Here is a 21,451-nt window from a genome sequence, read left to right on the forward strand (position 1 = left end):
CCCTGAAAATGGCCATCGCCTACCACCGGATACGCGGACAGGGATCCCGGCAGCGGCTGATTGGCCGGGAACGGGGCTACCACGGCGTTGGCTTTGGGGGCATCTCGGTCGGGGGCATCTCCAACAACCGCAAGTTTTTCGGCAGCCTCATTCCCGGAGTGGATCACCTGCCCCACACCCACAACCTGGAGCAAAACGCCTTTAGCCGCGGCCTGCCCCGCTGGGGATCCCACTTGGCAGAAGACTTGGAGCGGATCGTCGCTCTCCACGATGCCAGCACGATTGCAGCGGTGATCGTAGAGCCGGTTGCCGGTTCAACGGGGGTGTTGCTGCCGCCGGTGGGCTATTTGGAAAAGCTGCGGGCCATTTGCGACAAGTACGGCATTCTGCTCATCTTCGACGAGGTGATCACCGGCTTTGGGCGTCTGGGATCCCCTTTTGCGGCCAATTACTTTGGGGTGGTGCCGGATCTGATTTGCTGTGCCAAGGGCCTCACCAATGGCACCATCCCGATGGGCGCAGTGATCGTCAAGCAAGAGATCTACAGCGCCTTCATGGAGGCTGCTGGTTCCGCTGATGACCTGCACCGTCCAGGGGACAACAGCAGGACGCTGTCCTGGAGCCCCATCGAGTTTTTCCACGGCTACACCTACTCCGGCCACCCGGTTGCCAGTGCCGCCGGCTTGGCTACCCTGAACCTGTATCGAGAAGAAGGCTTGTTCGAGCGGGCTGCCAACCTCGCTCCCCTCTGGGAGGAGGCTCTCCATTCCCTACGGGGCTTGCCTCATGTCATCGATGTGCGCAACCTCGGCTTGGTGGGGGCAATTGAATTGGAAGGGATCCCTGGCCGACCGACAGCGCGGGCTTTTGAAGCTTTTTTGCGCTGCTACGAACGTGGGGTATTGATTCGCACTACAGGTGATACCATCGCCCTTTCCCCGCCTTTGATCATCGAGGAAGCCCATATTGAACACCTGATCGCCACCCTGAAGCGAGTTCTTCAAGAGCTACCTTAGTCCTGAATCGACAAGAGAGACTGCCTGAGGGAGTTAGAAGCTTCTGGGGCTGGGCGTCGGCGAAGGACTGGGAGAGGGACTGGGTCTGGGCGAAGGGGATACCGAGGGAAAGGGATTGGGGGTGCCGGTCGGCGTTGGCGAGGGGGAGGGACTGGGCGCAGGCAACACCCGTAAAGGAGCTTTGGCCGAAGCAATTCGGCCCTGGGTATCCGCCACCATTGCCGTCACCTCATAATCCCCGGTGGGAGCAGAAGTGGGAATGGTGATGGGGATGGTGCCAATGCAGGCTCTGCTGTTGGGCTGACAGCCGACGGCAGCGGCAGTGAAATCAAAGGTGAGGGTAAGGGGGCTTTGTCGGATTTCCACCCGGAAGCTGATGCCGGCCCCCAAACCTGCAGGAGTCGTCACGGCCACCAGCACGTTGAAGGGTACCGTCTGTCGCGCGTCCGTCAGGGCCACCACGGCAATCGAAGGCGGCTCTGCTGCAAAGGAAGCAGTGGGAGAGGGGCTGGGAGTGGGGAAAGGATTCAAGAGGGGAGTGGGGGTCGGGGTAGGCAGAGGGGTGGGCGGCGGCGTAGGGACAGGACTGGGGATGAGGAAAGGAGTGGGCGTTGGAGCCACCACCGCTATCGGCGTGATGGTAACCGCAGGCTGTTCGCCGGCATCTTCTTGGCAGGCCACCAGTGACAACGACAGAAGAGCGGCTACACTGGCCCTTATTACAGAGGAGGCTGCTAACGTCCAGCTCTGACGGAACCTATGGGGCTGCTGTCTCATGGGGTTTGACTCCTCACAACACAAAGCTTTGGGATCCTGCCGGTTCTGGGAGAGCCGAGCCTTGGTGGTGTCCAACTCAAAAACTCGGCCAGGCTGCTTCTCAGCCACAGCAGCGCTTACACGCTGCTAACACTATAGATAGAGTCTTAGCTTTTTACAAACCCCACCTGTGGACTTCCCCTTTGGGGGTGAAGCCAGATAGAGGGGAATGACCTGGGCCGAGTTAGACTGGTAAGCGTGACAGCAAGACGAGGATCCATGGCAGCAAGGGCGGGAGCAGAACCATCTTCTGGCTGTGGAGAAGCAGAGGGGCAGACTGCCGTTGGCGTTGATGCCCTGTACCCCTCAGAAAACATCAGCGGGGCGGGGTATGCCCGGGAAGAGCTGCAAGAGGCTTGCGGGGTCTTTGGCATCCTGGCTCCAGGAGAGGAGGTGGCCAAGCTGGCCTACTTTGGCCTATTTGCCTTGCAGCATCGCGGCCAAGAATCGGCAGGGATCGCCACTTTTGAGGGATCCTTTTGCCGGGTTCACAAGGCGATGGGCTTGGTCTCTCAGGTCTTCGACGAGGTGAACTTGGCCCAACTCACCGGGGATCTGGCGGTTGGTCACACCCGCTACTCCACCACTGGATCCAGCCGCGTGGCCAATGCTCAGCCGGTAATCGTGGAGACTCGCCTGGGGCCGCTGGCTCTGGCCCACAACGGCAATTTGGTCAATGCGGAAGAGCTGCGGAAGGAACTGGAGGCCGCCGACCGGCACCTGACCAGCAGCACCGACTCCGAGTGTATTGCCCACGCCATTGCCCAGGCGGTGAACCAAGGTCAAGATTGGATCGCGGCCACTTGCCAAGCTTTGCGCCGCTGTCAGGGGGCTTTTAGTCTGGTGATCGGCACGCCAGAGGGCCTGATCGGGGCACGGGATCCCTATGGGGTGCGTCCGCTGGTGTTGGGGCTTTTGAGCAGCAACCCCGCTCTGGATGAGCTGCTGCAGTCAGAGATGCTGGAGATCATCTGCAGCGACGGCACCCTCAGCCACCCCGAGGCCGAGCCGCTGCATTACGTGTTGGCTTCAGAAACCTGTGCTTTGGATATCATTGGGGCCGACCCTCTGCGGCAGGTGGAGCCGGGAGAGTTGGTGTGGATCAGCCGTCGGGGGCTGCAATCGGTGCGTTGGGCGGAGGCCACCCCCAAGCTGTGCATCTTCGAGATGATCTACTTCGCCCGCCCCGACAGTTGGATGCATGAGGAAAGCCTCTACTCCTACCGGGTGCGTTTGGGAGAACAACTGGCCAAGGAGGCCCCGGCAGAAGCTGACTGGGTGATCTCCGTTCCCGATTCCGGCACGCCGGCAGCCATTGGCTATGCTCGCCAGTCGGGGATCCCTTACACGGAAGGGCTGATCAAAAATCGCTACGTGGGCCGCACCTTTATCCAGCCCACCCAATCCATGCGGGAGCGGGGCATTCGCATGAAGCTCAACCCCCTGGAAGATGTGCTGGGGGGGAAGCGGATTGTTATTGTGGACGACTCAATTGTGCGGGGCACCACCAGCCAGAAAATCGTCAAGGCCCTGCGCCAGGCGGGGGCTACCCAGGTCCACATGCGCATTTCCAGCCCCCCGGTCACCCATCCCTGCTTCTACGGCATCGATACCGATAGCCAGGATCAGTTGATTGCTGCCCAGCATTCCGTAGAGGAAATCGCCGAGAAGATTGGAGTGGATTCTTTGGCCTACCTGAGCTGGGAAGGCATGCTGGCTGCCACGGGCCGGGATCCCAACTCGTTCTGCTCCGCTTGCTTTACCGGCCACTACCCCATCCCCATCCCAGAAGGGCTGAAGCGCTCCAAGCTGGCCCTGGAACTGGTGGCTACTGGCAAGAGCCGCTAGGCTGCTCAGGGATCCCCGCTAGACTGAGAAGAAGAATTGCTTGGGGCAAGCCATGACTTTTCGCCTACGCCAATTGGGGGATCTCATCCTGACGCAAGTGGCCGAGCCGGTGACAGAGTTCAAAACGCCGGCCTTGCAGGATCTTATAGAAGGTATGCTGGCTACCCTGAAAGAGGCGCAGGGGGTGGGCTTGGCTGCTCCTCAGGTGGGATCCCTGCTCCAAGTGCTGATCGTGGCCTCTCGTCCCAATCCCCGCTACCCGGAAGCGCCGCAAATGCAGCCTCTGGTGATGGTTAACCCCCGTCTGCTGGCTTGCAGTTCTGAACAGGTGCTGGGTTGGGAAGGCTGCTTGAGTGTGCCCAATTGCCGTGGTCTGGTGGCCCGCGCCCGCGAAGTGGAGGTGGAGTATTACACTCCAGAAGGCGTTCAGCAAAGGGTGGTCTGGCAGGATTTTCCGGCGCGGATCTTTCAGCACGAATACGATCACCTGATGGGTCGGGTGTTCCTGCAGCGGCAGCCTCGGCAACTGCTTACCGAAGCCCAGTACCAAGCCCAGATTTTGGGTCAGCCCGCCTGAGGGATCCCACCATGCCCTACATGATTATCTACGACGGCCTCTGCAACCTCTGTGCCACCGGCGTTCAGCTCTTGGAGCAACTGGATCGCGGACGGCAGTTTTGCTATGCCCCCATGCAAGATGCTTCTACCCTGGCCCAATGGGGGATCCCACCGGAGCAGGTGGAGCTGGGGATGATTCTCATCGATCTGGAGCACCCAGAGCGCCGCTGGCAGGGATCCGCTGCCATTGAACAAATTGCCGCCCTTTTGCCGAGCGGGGAGGTGTGGCTGGCTCTGTACCGCAACTTTCCTGGCTTGAAGTTTCTGGGGGATCTGGGCTACAAACAGATCCGGGATCACCGCTACGAGTGGTTTGGCTGCCGTAACACCCTCTACCTATCGGCTTACCCTGTCTGTGTTCGCGGCCAGGATCTCCTGGTGGATTTGGTAGATAAGGAATCATGCTCAGCCCCGTCCAGCAACTGCTGCACCAATACGCTCAGGGGGAACGGGATTTCAAGCAGCTGAATCTCAGCGCCCTGGGGCTTTACCAAGCAGATCTGCAAGGGATCCTCCTCAGCGGGGCCGACCTCTCTGGCCTTTGTCTGGCTGAAGCAGTTCTGTGCCGGGCCATTTTGGTGGGAACTGTCTTGGTGAATGCCAACCTGCGCCAAGCCTTCCTGGAACAAGCCAATCTGTGTCGAGCAAACCTACGTCAGGCTAACCTATGGCGGGCCCAGCTAAAAGCTGCTGATTTGAACAATGCCCGCCTAACTGAAGCCATTCTTTGTTACGCTGACCTCAGCCATAGCCGCCTTGAGGGAGCCCATCTGCAAGGGGCGGACTTGAGCCATGCCAACCTCAGCCAGGCCAATCTCCGGCAAGCCAACTTGCGCCAAGCCAACCTGATGGGGGCTAACCTAAGCAGCGCCGTTTTGGCTGACGCCGATTTGCATCAGGCCAATCTCGTGGGAGCGGACTTGCGGGGATCCCTGCTGCGGAGCGCCCACCTTACCCCTGAGACCCAAATTGCAGAAAAGTGGCGCCAGGTGTGGCAAATCCTCAACTGGGAGCAGGAAGGACGAGATCTGGTGGGCAGGGATCTGTCGGAGGCAAATCTTTGCGGGGGCTATCTCCACTCGGCCCAATTGGATGAAGCCAACCTTGCCGATGCAGACCTCAGCCAAGTCATCCTCTGCAGGGCTTCCTTGCAAAAGGCTAACCTGCGCCAAGCTCGCCTACTGCAAGCGGACTTGCAGGGCTCCAATTTGCGAGAGGCTAACTTTGTCCATGCCGATCTGCGCGGCGCCAATCTCCGCGAAGCCCACCTCGGCGGGGCCGACTTAACCTCAGCCAACCTACAAGGGGCAGATCTCAGCCAGGCCGTCCTGCAGGGGACACGCCTAGACGCCCAGACCCAATTGGATCCCAAGTGGAAACAAGTTTGGCGGGTTCTCAACCAGCCGCGTTCCGGCTGGAGCTTGGCCCGAGCTAACCTTGCAGATGCGTATTTGCGCCGAGCCTACCTGCAGCAAGCGGACTTGACCGGAGCGGATTTAAGAGGAGCTGATTTGCGAGAAGCAGACTTGCAGGAAGCCAACTTGAGCCAAACCGACTTGCGGGGCACCAACCTGCGGGGAGCTAACCTGAACGGCGCTTTGTTCAAGGGATCCCTTTACGACGAGTACACCTTTCTTTAGACTCACATTGTTGCTACAGCCTATTAAAAATAGGATACAAGTATTCAAGAGGAAGGAGAGAGGGATATGCCAACCCATTCGCTAGAAGCTGGGAAGTGTAGCATAGAGCAGATAGTGGAGACCTCTTTATTACTTATCAACCCGTCCTGCTTCCGAAGTTGGTTTGCTAAGTGTTGCTACTGTGCCCCTTAGTTCCTTAACAGGCTGTATCGTTACTCCTGGGGCACCACCCGCCAAACGGTTCCTCTAGCCGCCATTGCTCGTGACCAAATTCAAAGCTTGAAAGAATGGGCTGCCGAGTCAGGAGCACGTACCGCTTCCCAAGATCAAAAGTTGATTCAGGAGCTACGGACCATCGTCCAGAAGAGAGGGTTAGGCTACATTGAAGTTGATAGTCCCCCATCCTTTTCCTCTCCACCTCCTGCCTAAGCTGTTTTGGTCGGCTCGTTCCGAGTTGTGGCAGCTCCGTGGAAGTAGGCTTGCAAGCATTTTTTCCTGCAAGACGCGGAAAAACTCCGGTTGCCGCTCCGCTTGAATTTGCTGCCTGTGGATTAGCCCCCGTTAAATCCGTCCGGGGAAGCCGCCGATTGATCTGAGCTGCTCAGGTGGCCCCTTGTTGGATTAACTTCCGGCAGCTCCCAGGCAGGGCACTGGGATCGGATCCCGCACGTTAGCGTGCAGGACCGATGGTTTTGCACTTTTCGTATCCTTGACTACAGATTTTTTGGTAGGATTGATCGTGTAGAGGTACTGGTATGTAGAGCAGCCTTATGAGTGCAATCGCTGAAATGAGGGGGACAAGTCTCCTGGCCCGCCATCGCCAAAACATAGCAGCCTCCCTGGCCCGTCGTTTGGAAGCAGCTAGGGCGGCCAACAACACCCGCTTGATGGAGCTGCTGAAACAAGAAGAGCGGCAGCTGGCAGCCGAGTACGGCGGCAGGGATCCCTTCTCTTCAGCGCTCTTCAGAGGACTGCGCCATCTTTGGCAGAGCTTGAAGGCAGTCTTGGCGGCCTGCGATGAACTGCGGGTGCGGCAGTGGGTAGATGGCAGCGGCATGGTCTGGTGGTCTGTCCAAGACCCAATCACGGGAGAGCGCCTGTGTACCCATTCCGAGGGGGAGCTCATGGAGTGGATCGAGAAGCACCAGCGAGAGGATTAGTCTTCGCGGCTAGGACTTGCCTGAGCACCAATAGCCAGTGTTTCCCCTGGCGCTTCGTGCGTGTCCCAGTCTTTCCAGCTTGGGGAGGAAGGGAACAAAAAGTTTCACGGCTAGGCCGGGGCAATGGCCACCTGAGAATCCAAATTGATAGGATTACGAAGACTCATCATCTGCTTTAGGGGCCCTGGGATGGTTTGGCAATTGTTGACTTGGCCGGCCCAAAGTTTGCTTTGGCTAGCAGAGCAGATCCAAGAACGCGCCGAAGCACAGCTGGATAGCAAAGAAAACCTGCAAAAAGAACTTACGGCCCTGCAAATTCAGCTAGATTTGGGAGAAATTGACGAAGAAACCTACGCCCGCCGAGAAGAGGAGATTTTATTGGCTCTGGAAGCCTTAACCCAAGCAGAAGGAGAAGCCGAAGCATAGAGTTCTGCCGGTGGGCCTGGAAGGGATCCCTCAGCATTGCAGGGGGGCAGAACATGGGAGAATGAGCTTCTGTACACCCCCATCTTTCCTGGGCTGTTTTCAATGACTGAATCCCATGAAACCTTGGTGCTCCGCGACGAGCAAAACCAGCCTCTCAAGTGCGAGATCCTGCGTCAGGTGGTCATCGACGAGCAGACCTATGCTCTGGTGACTCCCGTTGATGCTGTGATCAAAGTGCTGGTTTGGGAAGGGGAAGAAGAACCCAGCCAAGCGGTGAACGGCGATGCCAACATGGAAGGGATCCTGGACGAGCCGGATCCCGAAGAGCTACAGGCTACCCTGCCCACCATCCAGGCTGTCTTGGGGGAGTTGAACCTCACCTTGCAGCAAAATGGCTTCGACATCCTCACGGTTCAGGGGGAATTGCCCCCAGTCGAAGAGGAAGATGTGTTCGAGCTGGGCGAGAGCGAGGAAGATGCCCAGGAGTTTCAACTGCTAGCTACCTTTTTCTACCAAGAGAAGAAATACGGCATCTTTACCCCCCTCGATCCTGTTTTGCTCTACGCCGCTCTGCCTGACGAAGGGGATCCCTACCTGCTCACCCCCGATGAGCCGCCAGAGCTTTTTGATCAGCTCTATGCCCTGCTGCTGGATCTCGATGAGGAATGGGAAGACGGAGATGACGAAGAAGATGAAGACGAAGATTAGGCGGTCAACCCCTTCTGTTCTGCCGAGTTGGATACTCCTGCCCAGCCAGTCGCCTCGGCGGTGCGGAGCACCATAGGGATAGAGGTGGTGAAACTACCCGGTAAAACTTGCCCAGAGTTTTTCACCAGCCACTCCAGACCCGTCTCAACATCTGTCGGGGGCGTCGGATCTGCGGGCCAAGGGTCAGAATAAGCCAGCCTCAGACCAGCCGCCTGAGCATTGCGTAGCGAAGGAGCAACAGGGATGCAGCCGGTTGATTTAACCACCCTGCGTGCTGTGCTCGCCGATCTAACCCAGGCTAAGACAGGTCGGGATCCAGTGTTGCCTGCCCGCGTGGAATGGATCCAACAGACCGATCTGTGGACGGTGGTCATTGGCTTGCGCACCCTCACTGCCCGCCCCTGCTTGCTGTTGTGCTGGCATCCTCAGGCGGCCCGTCTCCACCTCTGTCAGCCTCCTCCCAAAGAGCCGGATGGCTTTCAATTTAGCCAGTTCCTCCAACGGCACCTGAAGGGTTTGGCTCTGACGGAGCTGGCTCTGCTGGAGGATTGGGAACGGGTGATTGACTTGCGCTTTGCCCCTCGGCCCGGGGATCCCCCTTATCGCCATCTCTACCTAGAGGTGATGGGCAAGCACAGCAATGCCATTTTGGTGGACGAGGCGGGCATGATCTTGGCCAGTGGCCATGGGGTAAGCGAGCGCCAATCGCGAATCCGTCCAGTGCAGCCGGGCCTGCCCTACGAGGCTCCTCCGGCCCTAACCGACCCGATCCCGCAGCGATCCGAGCCCTTCTCCTGCTGGCAAGAGCGCGTCGCCCTGATCCCCGGCCCCATCGGCCAACGGCTGTTGCGCTGTTATCGCGGCCTCAGTCGGCACTTGGTGGAAGCGATGTGTCATCAGGCTGGGATCCCGCCGCAAACCCCCAGCGATCACCTCTCTGCCCGCGATTGGCAGGCACTGTTTGCCAGGTGGCAAGACTGGTTAACCCGTCTGGAAACCGGCCAGTTTGACCCGGCCCCAACTCCCCAGGGATACACCGTCCTCGGCTGGGCAAGCGGTGCCGTTCCCGTTAGCGGGACGGAGTCCCTGCAACAACCTTCTCGACTCAATCTGCACCAACTTCTGGAAGGCTACTACCAGGCTCAGCTTAACCGCGAACAGTTTGAGCGAGAGCGCCACCGTCTGCTGCAAAGGGTATCCACCCTGCTGAAAAAGCTCTATCAGCGGCGAGAGCAATTTGAGGCAATGCTGGCCGACTCCACCCAAGCGGAAGCCTCCAAGCAGGCTGCCGACTTGTTGATGGCCCACCTCCACCTCTGGCGGCCAGGGTTGCATCACATCGAGCTGCCGGATTTTGCCAGCGGCCAGACGGTCAAGATCCCTCTCGACCCCGAAAAAAATGCCATTCTCAATGCCCAAGCCTACTACCGCAAGCACCGCAAACAAAAACGGGCCCAGGATGCTATCCGGCGCCTACAAGAGGCGCTCGGCCAAGAGATCCTCTACCTCGAGCAGGTGGAAGCGTCTCTACAGCAGCTGGAAACCTATCGGGATCCCCAAGACTTGACCACCCTCAAGGAAATTGAGACCGAGCTGATTGAACAGCGCTACTTGGAGAGTCCCACTCGCAACAGCGGGACAGAGTCTCTGCGGGCGAGCTCAAAACATGCCTCACCGGCAACCTTCAACCCCCACCGCTTTACCAGCCCCAGTGGCTTCTCCATTTGGGTGGGGCGCAACAACCTGCAAAATGATCAGCTCACCTTTCGCGTGGCTCAGGAACACGATTGGTGGTTTCATGCCCAAGAGATCCCCGGCAGTCATGTGCTGCTGCGCTTGCCCCCCGGGGCTGTAGCAGAAAGCGAAGATCTGCAGGCGGCTGCTGATTTGGCGGCCCATTTCAGCCGCGGTCGCCTCAGCGAGCAGGTGCCGGTAGTCTACACTCGCCCGAAACTGGTGTTCAAACCCAAGGGATCCCCGCCCGGCATGGTCGTTTACAAACAGGAGCAGGTGCTTTGGGGGCGGCCCAGCCATGCGCAGCTGCTCATTGCGTCAGCCCTTGGGCCACACTGACGCAACTGGTCACTTCGTTTCTGGCCAAGTGGGCAGGTTCGAGGCATTCAAGGGAGAACTTCGAGGGAGTAAGCGGCGCTGCGGCCATAGCGGCTGGGGTCGTACATTTCTTCTGCCAAGGCAGGAGCCACCTGGAATTGGCCGGGGATCTCCGGACGGAAGAGATAGACAAACTCATGGCGACCCTGCTTGAGCTCGGTGCTGAAAAAGGCCACGCGGTCATCCCGATTCTCTTGGCGGGTCCAAAACCAGTCCCACCAGTAGTCTGGGGCCAAGCCGGTGAACTCTCGCGGATCCTGGGAGGTGATCTCGGCGCCGCTGGGCAGGGGATCCTCGACCACCACGTAGTGGCTGTCCCGCTCGGCTTCCACCGTCAACCGGGCCAGGAGGATTTCTCCGGCCCTTACTGTGTCGCCAGGGCGCAGCGGCTGCTCTCGGTAGCGGATCTCCCCGTTGGGTTGGGGCTGGGGCTGTAGGCGGAAGTAGCTGCGGCTCACCGCAAAGCCTTGGGCTTGAGAGGGCAGAGGGTTGGGGACGAAGGCTTCTCCCCTCAAGCTGTAGTAAAGGGGGCCGGGGCCGGACTTTTCCAGGCGCAGGCTGCTCAGGTTCCCCACTTCTGCGTCAGCCCAATCCAGCCCATAGCGGGGATCCCCAGCGCCGGCCTGCCAGCGACCGAGAAGGGATCCGGTTGTCCCATCCAACACCCGCACCTCGCCGGGGCTGGGAAGCTGCTGCTGCTGGGCTTGGTAGTAGGCGGACAGGCCGAGGAGAGCATCGGCGGTGGCTTTGGTGGTGCGCCAGCGGTTGTTTTGCCGCTGTTGGAGAAGGGCATCGGCAATCTGGGCAGCCCGGTCATCCTGCAGCCGAACGGCCAATTGCAGTAGGGGGCCGGCCACCTCCATGTCGTCGTAGGTGGAGCGCTCGTGGGTCGCACGAGTTGGAGCAGCCGGGATAAACCAGCGCCCTTGGGGATCCTGTTGCCGCCGCTCCAGAACCTCATCCAGGGCTGCCTGGGCAAGATCCCTCTGGCCCAGTTGCAGGGCGGCCAGCCCTCGGTAGGCCAGGCCAAAGGTGGAGAGCCGCTCCGGCGGCGGCAGGTCGGCAGTCACCAAGGCGGGATCCCAGAGGGCCAGGCTGTAGGCGACAAAAGCCTGTAGATCCGGGGAGAGGGCTTGTGGCTGGGCCAGTTGAGCGGCCAGATAGTCCTGAGCGGCCAGATAGTCCAAGGCCTGCCGCACCCGCCACTCTTTGAGGGCATAGCCAGCAGCTTGGGCAAGGTGATACCCCTGCAGGATGTATCCGGTCAGATAGGGGTTGCTCCGGTCATGGGCCCACCAGCCCCAGCCCCCATCGAAGTTCTGGGATCCCTCCAGTCGCTGCAAGCCCGATCGAAGCACCTGGGGCAGCCGCTCCAGGGTCTGCGAGCGCAGGTTCAAGCCCAACTGCTTGCTGACTTGGGTGACGGCTAGGGCGGGCAAGAAGCGACTCAGGGTTTGCTCGGTGCAGCCGTAGGGGAACTCCACCAGGTAATCCAGCGGCTCCAGCAGGGTTGCTGCCGGGCTAGCGGCCAGTTCCAGGTGAAGCTGCCGGGATCCCGGCACCCAGGTGGCGGGCCAATCCAGCGATAAGTCAAGGCTGCCCTCCTGCACCCGACCCACCTGGGAGAACCGTTGCACAGCGCCGAAAGGCTGGCTGGGGATCCGCAGTTGCAACGCATCTTTCAGCCCATTCCCTTCCGCCCAAACCCGCAGAGAGGTATCTCCGGCCCCCAGAACCTGGAGAGGCCATTCCACCCGCCCCGCTCCTTGGGCCGGCACGGTGAGGCGTTGTCGTTCCGGGCCTTGCAATTTCAAGATCCCACCGGCAGGAACAGGAACTTCCAGCCGCACCTCCACCGCTTGGGCTTGACCCGTGCGGTTTTGCACAATGGCCGCCAAGGTGAGCTGATCCCCCACCCGGAAAAAGCGGGGAGCGGCCAAGCGCACCAACAGGTCTTTGCTAACCGAGACTGTGGCAAGAGCGGATCCCACCTGGGTGTCGGCAGTGGCGGCGCGGGCGGTCAAGCGCCAGGTGGTGAGGTTGTCGGGCCAGCGCACCTGCACCTGAGCCAGGCCATCGGCATTGGTGACCAGATCCGGGAACCAGGCGGCGGTATCGCGAAAGTCCTCCCGCACTTGGCCGGCCAGCTTGTCAGCACCGCCGGGATATTGCTGAGGGAAAGAGGTAGTGGTGGTAACTTGGTTGTACTGGCGCCCATAGAAGAAGCGGCGAATATCCAGGGTGAAGTCGGGTCGCAATAGGTAGAGGGCATTGTCCACAATCCCTAGGCCCACCTCGGCGCTCACCGGCTGCCCTTGGGCATCGCGGGTGCGGATTTGGATTTGGGCGGTCTCGCCCGGTCGATAGGTGGGTTTATCGGTTTGCAGCTCCACCTGCAAAAAGCGATCCAAGGGGGAGACCCGCAGCAGGGCCTCGCTTCGGTACAGCCGCCGCTCTGGGCCGATGGCAGTGGCAGTGACGTAGAGATTGGGACGATAGTCGCCGCGGATGGGCAGCCGCAGCGTGGCCGTATGCCCCTGGAGACGCAGCACCTGCACCTGGTGCAGCCGGGATCCCTCAATGCCCACCAGCACCGCCACATCCGGCAGCGGCGAGACTATCAGGATCTGGGCCTCTTCCCCCACCTGGTAGATCTGCCGATCCGCCACCACTTCCAGGCTGGGCAGGGATCCCCAACTTTGTAGGGGGCTGCCCGGCTCCACCACCCAGAGATAGTCCACCTCCTGCACCCGTTCGCGCCAGCGGTGCGGAGCACTTTGACGGCGGGGATCCCATGCCGTCAACCGCACCCGGTAGTCTCCCGGCTCCAGGTCGGCGGGCAGGTGGAGGTCGAGGCTGCCTTCCCCGTTGACAATCTGAAAAGGCTGCCGCAGCAGGGTACCTTGCCGTTGGTAGGTGTTGCTCTTGGGATCCCAGCGCCAGCGCTCCAGGCTCAGCTCTCCGGTGGCGCTGACGGGGCGGCCATCGTAATCGCGGGCTTGCAGCCGGTAGGTGAGGGTATCCCCCGGAGCGGGCAGGTGGCGGTCGGCCTCGGCAAAGAGGGCAAATTCGCCAGCTGTTACCCAGGCCCGCGCCGTTCCGGTCACGGTGCGACGGCTGATGTCGGTCACCTCCACCTCGATGCGCAACTGCTGCACCTCTTGGGGGCCCCAGTAGCTGTCTTCTTCCCAGTCCAGATCGGCCAACAGGCGGGGTAGGTGAAAGACGGCACGCCCCTGGGCATCCGTCACCCCTTCCCCTTCCGCCACCAACTGGCCATAGCCGCCGTAGTAGCCCTGCTCCTCTCCCAGGTCGTCGGCAAAATACTCTTCTGCAGCAGAACGGGGCAACAGCCCATAGCGCAGGCTCCAGTCGGGGCTGCTGTAAACCCGGTAGCGAAGCTGGGCAGCGGCCACCGGCGCGCCGAAAAGATACTCGGCCTCCACCTGCACCTTCAGGGATCCCCCCCGCACCAGCCAAGGTCGGTCGGGCACCACCGCCACCTCAAACTCCGGCTTGCGGTAGGCTTCCACCTGAAAAGAGGTGTATTCGCCGCTGGATCCCTGCGGCCCTGACACCTGCCACTTCAGGCCGTAGCTGCCCAGGGACGCTTCTTCTGGCAGTTGAAACTCCCCATGGACACTGCCAAAAGCATTGGTGGCCAGGGTTTGTTCGCTCAACACATCCCCGTTGGGGGCCGTAAGGGTCAGTTGCACTGCTTGTCCTGGGGGGGGCGGCGTGAGGCGGGTTTGCTCTCGCACCAGGGCGCGGAAATAGACGGTTTGGCCAGGACGGTAGAGGGGACGATCGGTGTAGGCGTAGATCCGGTGGGGCTGGTTCCAGCCATAGGCGTAGCTGCGGGACAAAGCCTGCAGGGTGTTGTCGGCACTGCGGCCATAGACCACCAGGGAAGAAACCTCTCTCGCCGGCAGGCCAAAGCGGGCCAGCCCCTCTGCATCGGTGGTGGCCGTCAGGGGATCCCCCCACTCCCCGAAAACTTGGATCTGGATCCCGGCCAGGGGACGCAGCTCCCGCAGGTGCACCGCCTGCACCACCAACTGGCTGGCATCCTTCTTCTGGATGAGGCCGAGATCGCTCACCAAAAACCAATGGTCGAAACGGGGCAAGGGTGCAGCCGCATTCAGCGGCTCCCGGCCCTCCGCCTCCACCCAGTAGGCCCCCGGCGGCAGGATCCCCAGCTCCAAGGTTTGGGCTGTCCACCCCTCTCCCGCTCGTCGTGGCACCGGCTGCTGCCAACTGCGCACAAGCTCCCGCCGCAGGGTGGGATACAGAGCCGGATCCAGGGAGCCATAGCCAGCATCCGCCAAATCCCGCAAGAGAGGGGATCCCTGCAGCTCTGTCAGAGAAAAGCGATAGAGGCTGAGCTGCACCGAGCCCAGGCTGGTGGCCCGCCACTGCAGCCGCGCCGGTTCTGCGGTCGTAAACACCTGGCTGGTGCTGTAGAGATAGAGACCGGGGGGGACAAGCTGAGGGCGCAAGGTGGGGATCCGAACCGTTGCCCCCTCCCGCACCAGAACGGATCTCTGGCTGCCCACCTTTTCCAGGCCGGATCCCTGCACCGTCACCTGGTATTCCCCAACAGGCAATCGATCCAAGCGATATTCGCCATCTGCGGTCAAGCTGGCGCTGCGCGTGACCGGGCCGGCTGCAATGACCTGCACATCCCCAGGCGGAGCCTCTGCCGGCAGCTCCACCCGTCCCGCCAGGGATCCCGTCGGCTGTTCGGAAAGCAAAACTGCCAGCCCCACCCCCAACAACAGCACCAGGGCCGCCAACCATCGCCTCAGCATGGGATCCCTCTCCTCCGTTGCTCTGACTTTGCCTCTTTCGACCCAAACTATCAGGAGCCAGCAGCAGAACCTGTGTAGAATTTACCGTCCAACTTCGAGGGATCCCTTCCGGCTACTTCACCAACTCGAACACGTTGAACATGGGCAGGTACATGGCCACGATAATGCAGCCCACCATACCGCCCAGGATCACGATCATCAACGGCTCCAGCAGGCTGGTGAGGGCGCGTACCGCCTCCTCCACCTCCAGCTCGTAGAAATCCGCCGTCTTCATCAGCATCGCGTCCAGCTCCCCTGTCTCTTCCCCCACGCTGATCATCTGAATGGCCATGACTGGGAAGACCTTGGCCTTGTCCAGAGCAGGGGCAATCTGCCCTCCCTCTGAGATGGATTGGCGGGCGGCGTCAATGGCGTTGGCCACCACCTGGTTGCCGGAGGTGTCGCGCACAATTTCCAAGGAAGTCAGCACCGGCACCCCGGAGCGGGTGAGAGCGCCAAAGGTGCGGCAGAAGCGAGCCACCGCCGACTTCTGGATCAGATCCCCGAAGATAGGGAGCTTGAGGGCCAGCGCGTCGATGGTCTCCTTGCCGGCAGGGGTGCGGTAAAAGCGCCGGAAAGCAAAATAGACGGCCCCTAGAAAGCCCACCAGCCCCAAGCTGTACTGGGGCGTGCGCAGGAACTTGCTGATGTTGATGAAAAACTGGGTAAAGGCGGGCAGCTCCCCACCCAAGTCGTTGTAGATGCTCTCAAACGTGGGCAAGATGAACAGCACCATGCCCAAGAAAATCAAGACAGCCAAGATCGTCACCACCACCGGGTAGGTCATGGCTGACTTGATCTGCTTCTGCAGGCGATCCATGTCCTCCAGCAGCTTGGCCAGACGGTTGAGCACTTCGTCCAGCACGCCGCCCACCTCCCCCGCCTGCACCATGCTGCAGTAGAGGCCGTCGAAGGCGTCGGGATAAGGGCGGATGGAGTCGGAGAGGTTTTTCCCCGCCTCCACCTCCGCTCGGATAGCCCGCAGGTACTTTTTGAGTTTGGGGTTGCCGGTTTGCTCCTCCATGATGGTGAGAGAGCGCACCATCGACACGCCGGCGTTGATCAAGGCAGCAAATTGCCGGGAGAACACTGCCTTGTCGCGAATGTCGATGGATCCCAGCATTGAGAAATCGAAAGACGTATCCAAGGAAAAGAAGGGTTTCTCCTCCTGAATGTCTTCCTGTTTGGCAAAAATCCCGTCTCGGCGCAGCCGTGCACGAACTTCGGTCAAGCTGTTGGCCACCACCGTCAGGCGTACCGGCTGACCGGCCTTTAACCCCCGAACCTTGTAGCGCGGCATGGCTGTACCCCCGGCTAGATCGCTCTAAATAACGAAATGGCTTTAAATGTTTCGCAGGTGCAAAAGAGAAGTCAGCCCAAACCTTGGGCCGATCAACGATCTCTCAGCTAGAGCTTAGCCACAAATTGAGGCAGTGGCTAGAGATCGGCAATGAACCCTCACCCCGGGATCCCAGCACTGCCTGGTGGCAACGAGGTTTAGCGACGGGTGGCAACTGCTGGTGGCCGCTGTTGCTGGGCAGCCGCGGCTGGCGAGGGCCCGGTAACGTTGCCCAAAAGCCGTTGCAACTCCTCGGGGCGAGAGGTCTTAGACATGGCCGTATCGAAGTCGATCTTGCCCTGTAGGTAAAGGTTAGCCAGATCTTGCTCCAGCGTTTTCATGCCCTGCTTGCCCCCCGTCTGGATAGCCGAGTAGATCTGGGCAGTTTTGCCCTCCCGAATCAGGTTGGCAATGGCCGGCGTCACTACCATGATCTCCTGCACCAGCACCCGTCCAGGCTCTCCTGGCTTGGGATTGAGGCGGCGGGCCAGAGTTTGGGAGAAGACGGCCTTGAGGGAGTTGGAGAGCTGCACGCGAATCTGCTGCTGCTGCTCGGGCGGAAACACATCCACCAAGCGATCCACCGTCTGGGCGGCAGAACTGGTGTGTACCGTGGCAAAGCAGAGGTGGCCCGTCTCGGCGGCGGTAATGGCCAACTGGATGGTCTCCAGATCCCGCATCTCCCCGATCAGGATCACATCCGGATCCTCCCGCATCGCTGCCCGCAGGGCATTGGCAAAACTCTTGGTGTCTTCCCCCAGTTGCCGCTGGTGGATGATGCTGCGAATGGGGGTGTAGATGTACTCAATGGGATCCTCGATGGTGAGGATGTGCTCGGCCCGTTCGCGGTTGATCATGTCGATCATGGAAGCCAGCGTAGTCGATTTGCCAGATCCCGTTGGGCCGGTTACCAGCACCAAGCCCCGCGGCAGGCGAGCTGCTTCCTTACACACATCCGGCAGGCCCAGCTTGTCGATGTTGGGGATCTCAGAAGCCAGGGCCCGCATGGCGCAAGCATAGGTGCCGCGATCGCGGTAGACGTTCACGCGGAAGCGCCCGATCCCCCGCACCCCATAGGAGCAGTCCAATTCCCAGTTTTGCTCCAGCTGCTTGCGCTGGTTGTTGTTCAGCATGCTGAAGATCAACCGCTGCACCTCCTCTGCCGAGAGAGGCTCATGCTCTGTCGGCTCAAGGTGACCATTGATGCGGAAGTAGGGGGGCAAACCCGCCGAGATATGAATGTCGGAACCGCCCTTTTGGACGATTGCTTCCATGAGGTCTTCGATCATCAGTTGGGGCATAGGGTTGGGTTCTCCAAAGGCGAGTAGAACTGTCTATCAAAAGAGCCGCCGGCCAAAGCCATGTGAGAAAGGCAACTGTATAGGACTGTTATAGTCGGCACCCCAACATCGTCAAGTGCCAAGCCGACTTCCTAAAACTTCGGGGTCAGGCAATAGGGGCAGTCCATCCAGTCCACATGCAAGGCCGCGCCACAGTTGCGGCAGGTGCTGAGAGCCTTGGCACGGGCCTTCAGCTCGCTTTCCAGACCCTTGTCGGTGAGGGTCACCCGATCCACCTCCTCCAGCGTGGTGAGGCCCTGCTTCACCAGCATCAAACTGTAGGCCAGCAGGGTTTTCATGCCACTTTCCACCGCCGCTTCTTTGATCACCTCCGTGGGGGCCTCTTTGTTGATCAAGTCCGCAAGGCGGTCGTTCATGCGCATGAACTCGTACACCCCTACCCGACCTTTGTAGCCCACGCCCCCACACTTCTCGCAGATGGGCTTGCCGGTGGCCTTGCGCTGCTCCACTTCTTTGGGGGAGAGCTTGTTGGCTTTGTAGAAGGTGAGCTGCTCGCCGTCGCCACTGAGGGTAAGGCCATAGCGGGCCAGCTCCTCCGGCGTGGGGTGGTAGGGGATCCGACATTCGGTACACACCCGGCGCATCAAGCGCTGGGCCAACACCCCCAGCAACGAGCTGGAGATCATAAATGGCTCGATCCCCATCTCCGTCAGACGGGCAATGGCGCCAGGGGCATCGTTGGTGTGCAGCGTGGTCAACACCAAGTGGCCCGTGAGGGAGGCTTCGATGGCGGTTTTGGCCGTCTCGTGGTCGCGGGTTTCCCCCACCAGGATGACATCCGGGTCTTGCCGCAAGAAGGCCCGCAGGATCATGGCAAAGTCCATGCCCTTTTCTCGGATCACCTGCACCTGAGTGATCCCCGGCAGCGAGTATTCAATGGGATCCTCGGCGGTGCTGATGTTGATGCCCGGGTCGTTCACCTCCGCCAGGGCCGAGTAGAGGGTGGTGGTTTTCCCGGATCCCGTTGGCCCAGTTACCAGGATTAGGCCAAAGGGTCGCCTGACAATCTCCTTGAAGCTTTCCAAGGTCTCTGGGTCGGTGATCAGCTTGTCCAGCCCCAGTTGGGTGGCGGAGTTGTCCAGGATCCGCAGCACGATCTTTTCCCCATAGCGGGAGGGCAGGGTGCTGACCCGAAAGTCCACCTTGCGCCCCTTGAAGACCCGCCGAATCCGCCCATCCTGGGGCATGCGCCGCTCGGCAATGTTCAAATTGGACATGATTTTGAAGCGAGCGGTGAGGGCAGGGACGATCTTATTGGGAAAGTTTTCAAAAGCCTGCCGCAACACCCCATCTTTGCGGAAGCGGATGCGCAGGTATTCTTCTTGTGGCTCGATGTGGATGTCGGACGCCCCATCCTGCAGGGCCTTGACCAGGATCTGGTTGGACAGTTTAATAATCGGGGCATCATCTGCCGATTTGACCTGCTGCTCCAGGGATTCCTCGCCGGCCTCATCGGCAGCCACATCCTCAATAGCATCCAGAATAGCATCCAGATCGATTTCGGCAGTGTTGACCACCACCTCTTCTTCTTCTTCCTGTTGGGCAGCAGCCGCGTCGTTGATCCCCTTGATGGCCAGCAGCTCCGCCTGCGCATCCATGTAGCGGTTGATCAGGGTCTCGAAATCCCGCTGGGTGAAGACCCGCCGCTGCAGCTTCAGCCCCTGGATGCGGAAGCGCCGTTGAATGTCGTCCAGTGCCTGCAGGTTGTCTGGCTTGACCATCGCCACCGTCACCTGATTGTCTCGACGGCGAATGGGCAAGAACTTGTAGCGGTTGCAGATGTCGAGGGGCAAGATCGAGTCGATCAGCCCAATCATCTCGGAGATCTCCACCGGCTCCAGGTCGACATCCAGGGAGGGGATCCCGTAGATGATTTTCAGTTCAAAGAGCTGCTGCCGTTTGTAAGCCCGCTCCAGGTCAGGGGTGATCTCTTTGCCCACGATATCCTTGACCACCAGAGCCAGGGCCTTGCTGTTGCCCTCTCGATCCGCTTTGAGGGCGTTTTGGATGTCCTGGATCTGCTTATCGTCGGCAAAGCCCAGCTCCTTTAACTTGCGGCCAAAGGGGGTAATGCTGACGTTGGCGATGGCCAGAGCTTTGCTGGCAGCACCGGCGCGGCGCGAGGTAAAAGGAGGGGGAGGAAGATCGTTCATGCTAGCGGGTCACCCACAATGCCTCTATTTCACTGCACTCGGCTGCTAAGGGTCAACGGTAAAGATACATAAGTCTGGACTTCCCAGAGGCCGCCAACCCTGGGCTTACTATGCCCCAACTCGGCTCAAATCTCGCATTCCTATCCACCTCACCCCCTAAGCCTCGCAGACCAACGCTTGGGACCGCTGGGTTAGGTAAAGGTTTTCGCCGTAATCGACAGGGCAGTCGATGAGGGTGGGCACCGGCTGCTCGAGGGCCTGCTTCAGGATGGGGATCAGCTCGGCAGCCTTTTCGACGCGGTAGCCCTTGAGGCCCATGCTCTCCGCCAGCTTGACGAAGTCTGGATTGCCGAACTTGACGAAAGCAGCCTCGTTGTATTGATTGTGTTGCTTCCACTCGATCAGCCCATAGCCGCCATCGTTGAAGATGAGAGTTACAAAGGGAGTGCCCACCCTGAGGGCAGTTTCCAGCTCTTGGCAGTTCATCATGAACCCTCCATCTCCGGTTACGGCCACGATGCGCCGGTCGGGATGCACCAATTTGGCGGCCAAGGCCCCCGGAATGGCGATGCCCATGGCGGCAAAGCCGTTGGAGATGAGACAGGTGTTGGGTTTGTCACAGTGGTAGAGGCGGGCCATCCACATCTTGTGGGCGCCGACATCGGAGATGACGATGTCTTCCGGTTGCAGGACTTGGCGCAGGTCGTAGATCAGCTTTTGGGGCTTGATCGGGTAGCTCTGATCCTGGGCATAGCAGGTGTACTCGCGGACGATGTTCTGCCGCAGGCTGATGCCATAGGGATCCGGCTTGTCCGTGCGATCGCAGCGGCGCAGGATCTCCATCAGGGAGTCGGAAATGTCTCCCACCACCTCCACTTGCGGAATGTAGCTGCTGTCGATTTCTGCGGGCAGGGCGGCGATGTGAACGATGGGGATGGTGCCGTCGGGATTCCATTTCTTGGGGGAGTACTCGATGAGGTCGTAGCCGACGGCGATCAACAGATCGGTTCGGTCGAAACCACAACTGACCAGATCCCGCTGCTGTAGGCCAACGGCCCACAAGGACAAGGGGTGGGTGTAGGGGATCACCCCTTTGCCCATGAAGGTGTTGACCACGGGGATGTTCAAGCGGGTGGCAAATTCCGTGAGGGCGCTGCTGGCTTGGGCGCGAATGGCCCCATTGCCGGCCAAAATCAAGGGGTTGCGGGCGCGGGAGATCAGGGACGCCGCTTCGTTCAGGCTTTGATAGGAGGCGTAGGTTTTGTCCAGGCGATCTCTCCTCAAGGGAGTGCCGCTGGCTTCCATGGCGGCGATGTTTTCCGGCAAGTCGATGTGGACGGCTCCCGGCTTCTCGGTTTGGGCCAATTTGAAAGCCTTGCGCACGATCTCCGGGGTGATGCTGGG

15 protein-coding genes and 1 pseudogene are annotated in these 21,451 nt (G+C 60.2%); 10 read left to right on the top strand and 6 right to left on the bottom strand.

Annotated elements, in window-relative coordinates; translation table 11 throughout:
* Positions 1 to 1,016, top strand: a 1,016-nt coding sequence (locus NW815_RS06815) for an aminotransferase class III-fold pyridoxal phosphate-dependent enzyme (protein WP_414415835.1), incomplete at its 5' end; no start/stop codon positions are given.
* A 33-nt stretch (positions 1,017 to 1,049) separates the two neighbouring features.
* Here the strand turns inward: NW815_RS06815 and NW815_RS06820 are convergent.
* A complete protein-coding gene (locus tag NW815_RS06820) occupies positions 1,050 to 1,697 on the bottom strand; it encodes a hypothetical protein (RefSeq protein WP_414356998.1) in 648 nt (215 codons plus the stop codon).
* A gap of 354 nt (positions 1,698 to 2,051) precedes the next feature.
* Here NW815_RS06820 and purF point away from each other — a divergent pair, with 354 nt between their 5' ends.
* The 9 genes and pseudogenes from purF (at position 2,052) to NW815_RS06865 (ending at position 10,305) form a co-directional block, all read left to right on the top strand.
* Positions 2,052 to 3,680: an amidophosphoribosyltransferase gene (purF, locus tag NW815_RS06825; RefSeq protein ID WP_414389849.1), complete on the top strand. Its 1,629-nt coding sequence runs from the start codon at positions 2,052 to 2,054 to the stop codon at positions 3,678 to 3,680.
* A 52-nt stretch (positions 3,681 to 3,732) separates the two neighbouring features.
* Positions 3,733 to 4,257, top strand: coding sequence for a peptide deformylase (gene def / locus NW815_RS06830; protein WP_414389852.1), 525 nt, complete (start codon positions 3,733 to 3,735; stop codon positions 4,255 to 4,257).
* 11 nt (positions 4,258 to 4,268) lie between these two features.
* Positions 4,269 to 4,766, top strand: coding sequence for a thiol-disulfide oxidoreductase DCC family protein (locus tag NW815_RS06835; protein ID WP_414389855.1), 498 nt, complete (start codon positions 4,269 to 4,271; stop codon positions 4,764 to 4,766).
* Positions 4,700 to 5,938 (top strand): pentapeptide repeat-containing protein, encoded by a 1,239-nt coding sequence (locus NW815_RS06840; protein WP_011433715.1) that lies wholly within the window; start codon positions 4,700 to 4,702, stop codon positions 5,936 to 5,938. Before NW815_RS06835 ends, NW815_RS06840 begins: the two co-directional genes overlap by 67 nt.
* Before the next feature lie 90 nt (positions 5,939 to 6,028).
* Positions 6,029 to 6,130 (top strand): annotated as a pseudogene (locus NW815_RS06845) (IS630 family transposase); the annotation flags it as partial.
* Between the two features lie 578 nt (positions 6,131 to 6,708).
* Positions 6,709 to 7,098, top strand: coding sequence for a hypothetical protein (locus NW815_RS06850; protein ID WP_414342319.1), 390 nt, complete (start codon positions 6,709 to 6,711; stop codon positions 7,096 to 7,098).
* Positions 7,099 to 7,287: 189 nt separating this feature from the next.
* Positions 7,288 to 7,524, top strand: coding sequence for a gas vesicle protein GvpG (locus tag NW815_RS06855; RefSeq protein WP_011433717.1), 237 nt, complete (start codon positions 7,288 to 7,290; stop codon positions 7,522 to 7,524).
* A 102-nt stretch (positions 7,525 to 7,626) separates the two neighbouring features.
* Positions 7,627 to 8,232: a DUF3727 domain-containing protein gene (locus NW815_RS06860; protein ID WP_011433718.1), complete on the top strand. Its 606-nt coding sequence runs from the start codon at positions 7,627 to 7,629 to the stop codon at positions 8,230 to 8,232.
* A gap of 243 nt (positions 8,233 to 8,475) precedes the next feature.
* Entirely contained in the window at positions 8,476 to 10,305 is a 1,830-nt protein-coding gene (locus NW815_RS06865; RefSeq protein ID WP_414415836.1) for an NFACT family protein, read from the top strand.
* Between the two features lie 47 nt (positions 10,306 to 10,352).
* On the opposite strand, the gene NW815_RS06870 is transcribed toward NW815_RS06865, so the two are convergent.
* From NW815_RS06870 to NW815_RS06890, 5 genes are all read right to left on the bottom strand, one after another.
* Entirely contained in the window at positions 10,353 to 15,155 is a 4,803-nt protein-coding gene (locus tag NW815_RS06870; protein ID WP_414415837.1) for an alpha-2-macroglobulin family protein, read from the bottom strand.
* A 112-nt stretch (positions 15,156 to 15,267) separates the two neighbouring features.
* Positions 15,268 to 16,494: a type II secretion system F family protein gene (locus NW815_RS06875; RefSeq protein WP_011433722.1), complete on the bottom strand. Its 1,227-nt coding sequence runs from the start codon at positions 16,492 to 16,494 to the stop codon at positions 15,268 to 15,270.
* A gap of 197 nt (positions 16,495 to 16,691) precedes the next feature.
* Positions 16,692 to 17,834: a type IV pilus twitching motility protein PilT gene (locus NW815_RS06880; protein ID WP_414352159.1), complete on the bottom strand. Its 1,143-nt coding sequence runs from the start codon at positions 17,832 to 17,834 to the stop codon at positions 16,692 to 16,694.
* A 131-nt stretch (positions 17,835 to 17,965) separates the two neighbouring features.
* Positions 17,966 to 20,047: a GspE/PulE family protein gene (locus NW815_RS06885; RefSeq protein WP_414390232.1), complete on the bottom strand. Its 2,082-nt coding sequence runs from the start codon at positions 20,045 to 20,047 to the stop codon at positions 17,966 to 17,968.
* Between the two features lie 156 nt (positions 20,048 to 20,203).
* Positions 20,204 to 21,451, bottom strand: a 1,248-nt coding sequence (locus NW815_RS06890; protein ID WP_414415838.1) for an acetolactate synthase large subunit, incomplete at its 5' end; no start/stop codon positions are given.

Origin of the sequence: Synechococcus sp. R6-7 (genome assembly GCF_047461695.1) — a bacterium.
In the GTDB taxonomy this organism is placed as follows: Bacteria; Cyanobacteriota; Cyanobacteriia; order Thermostichales; family Thermostichaceae; genus Thermostichus.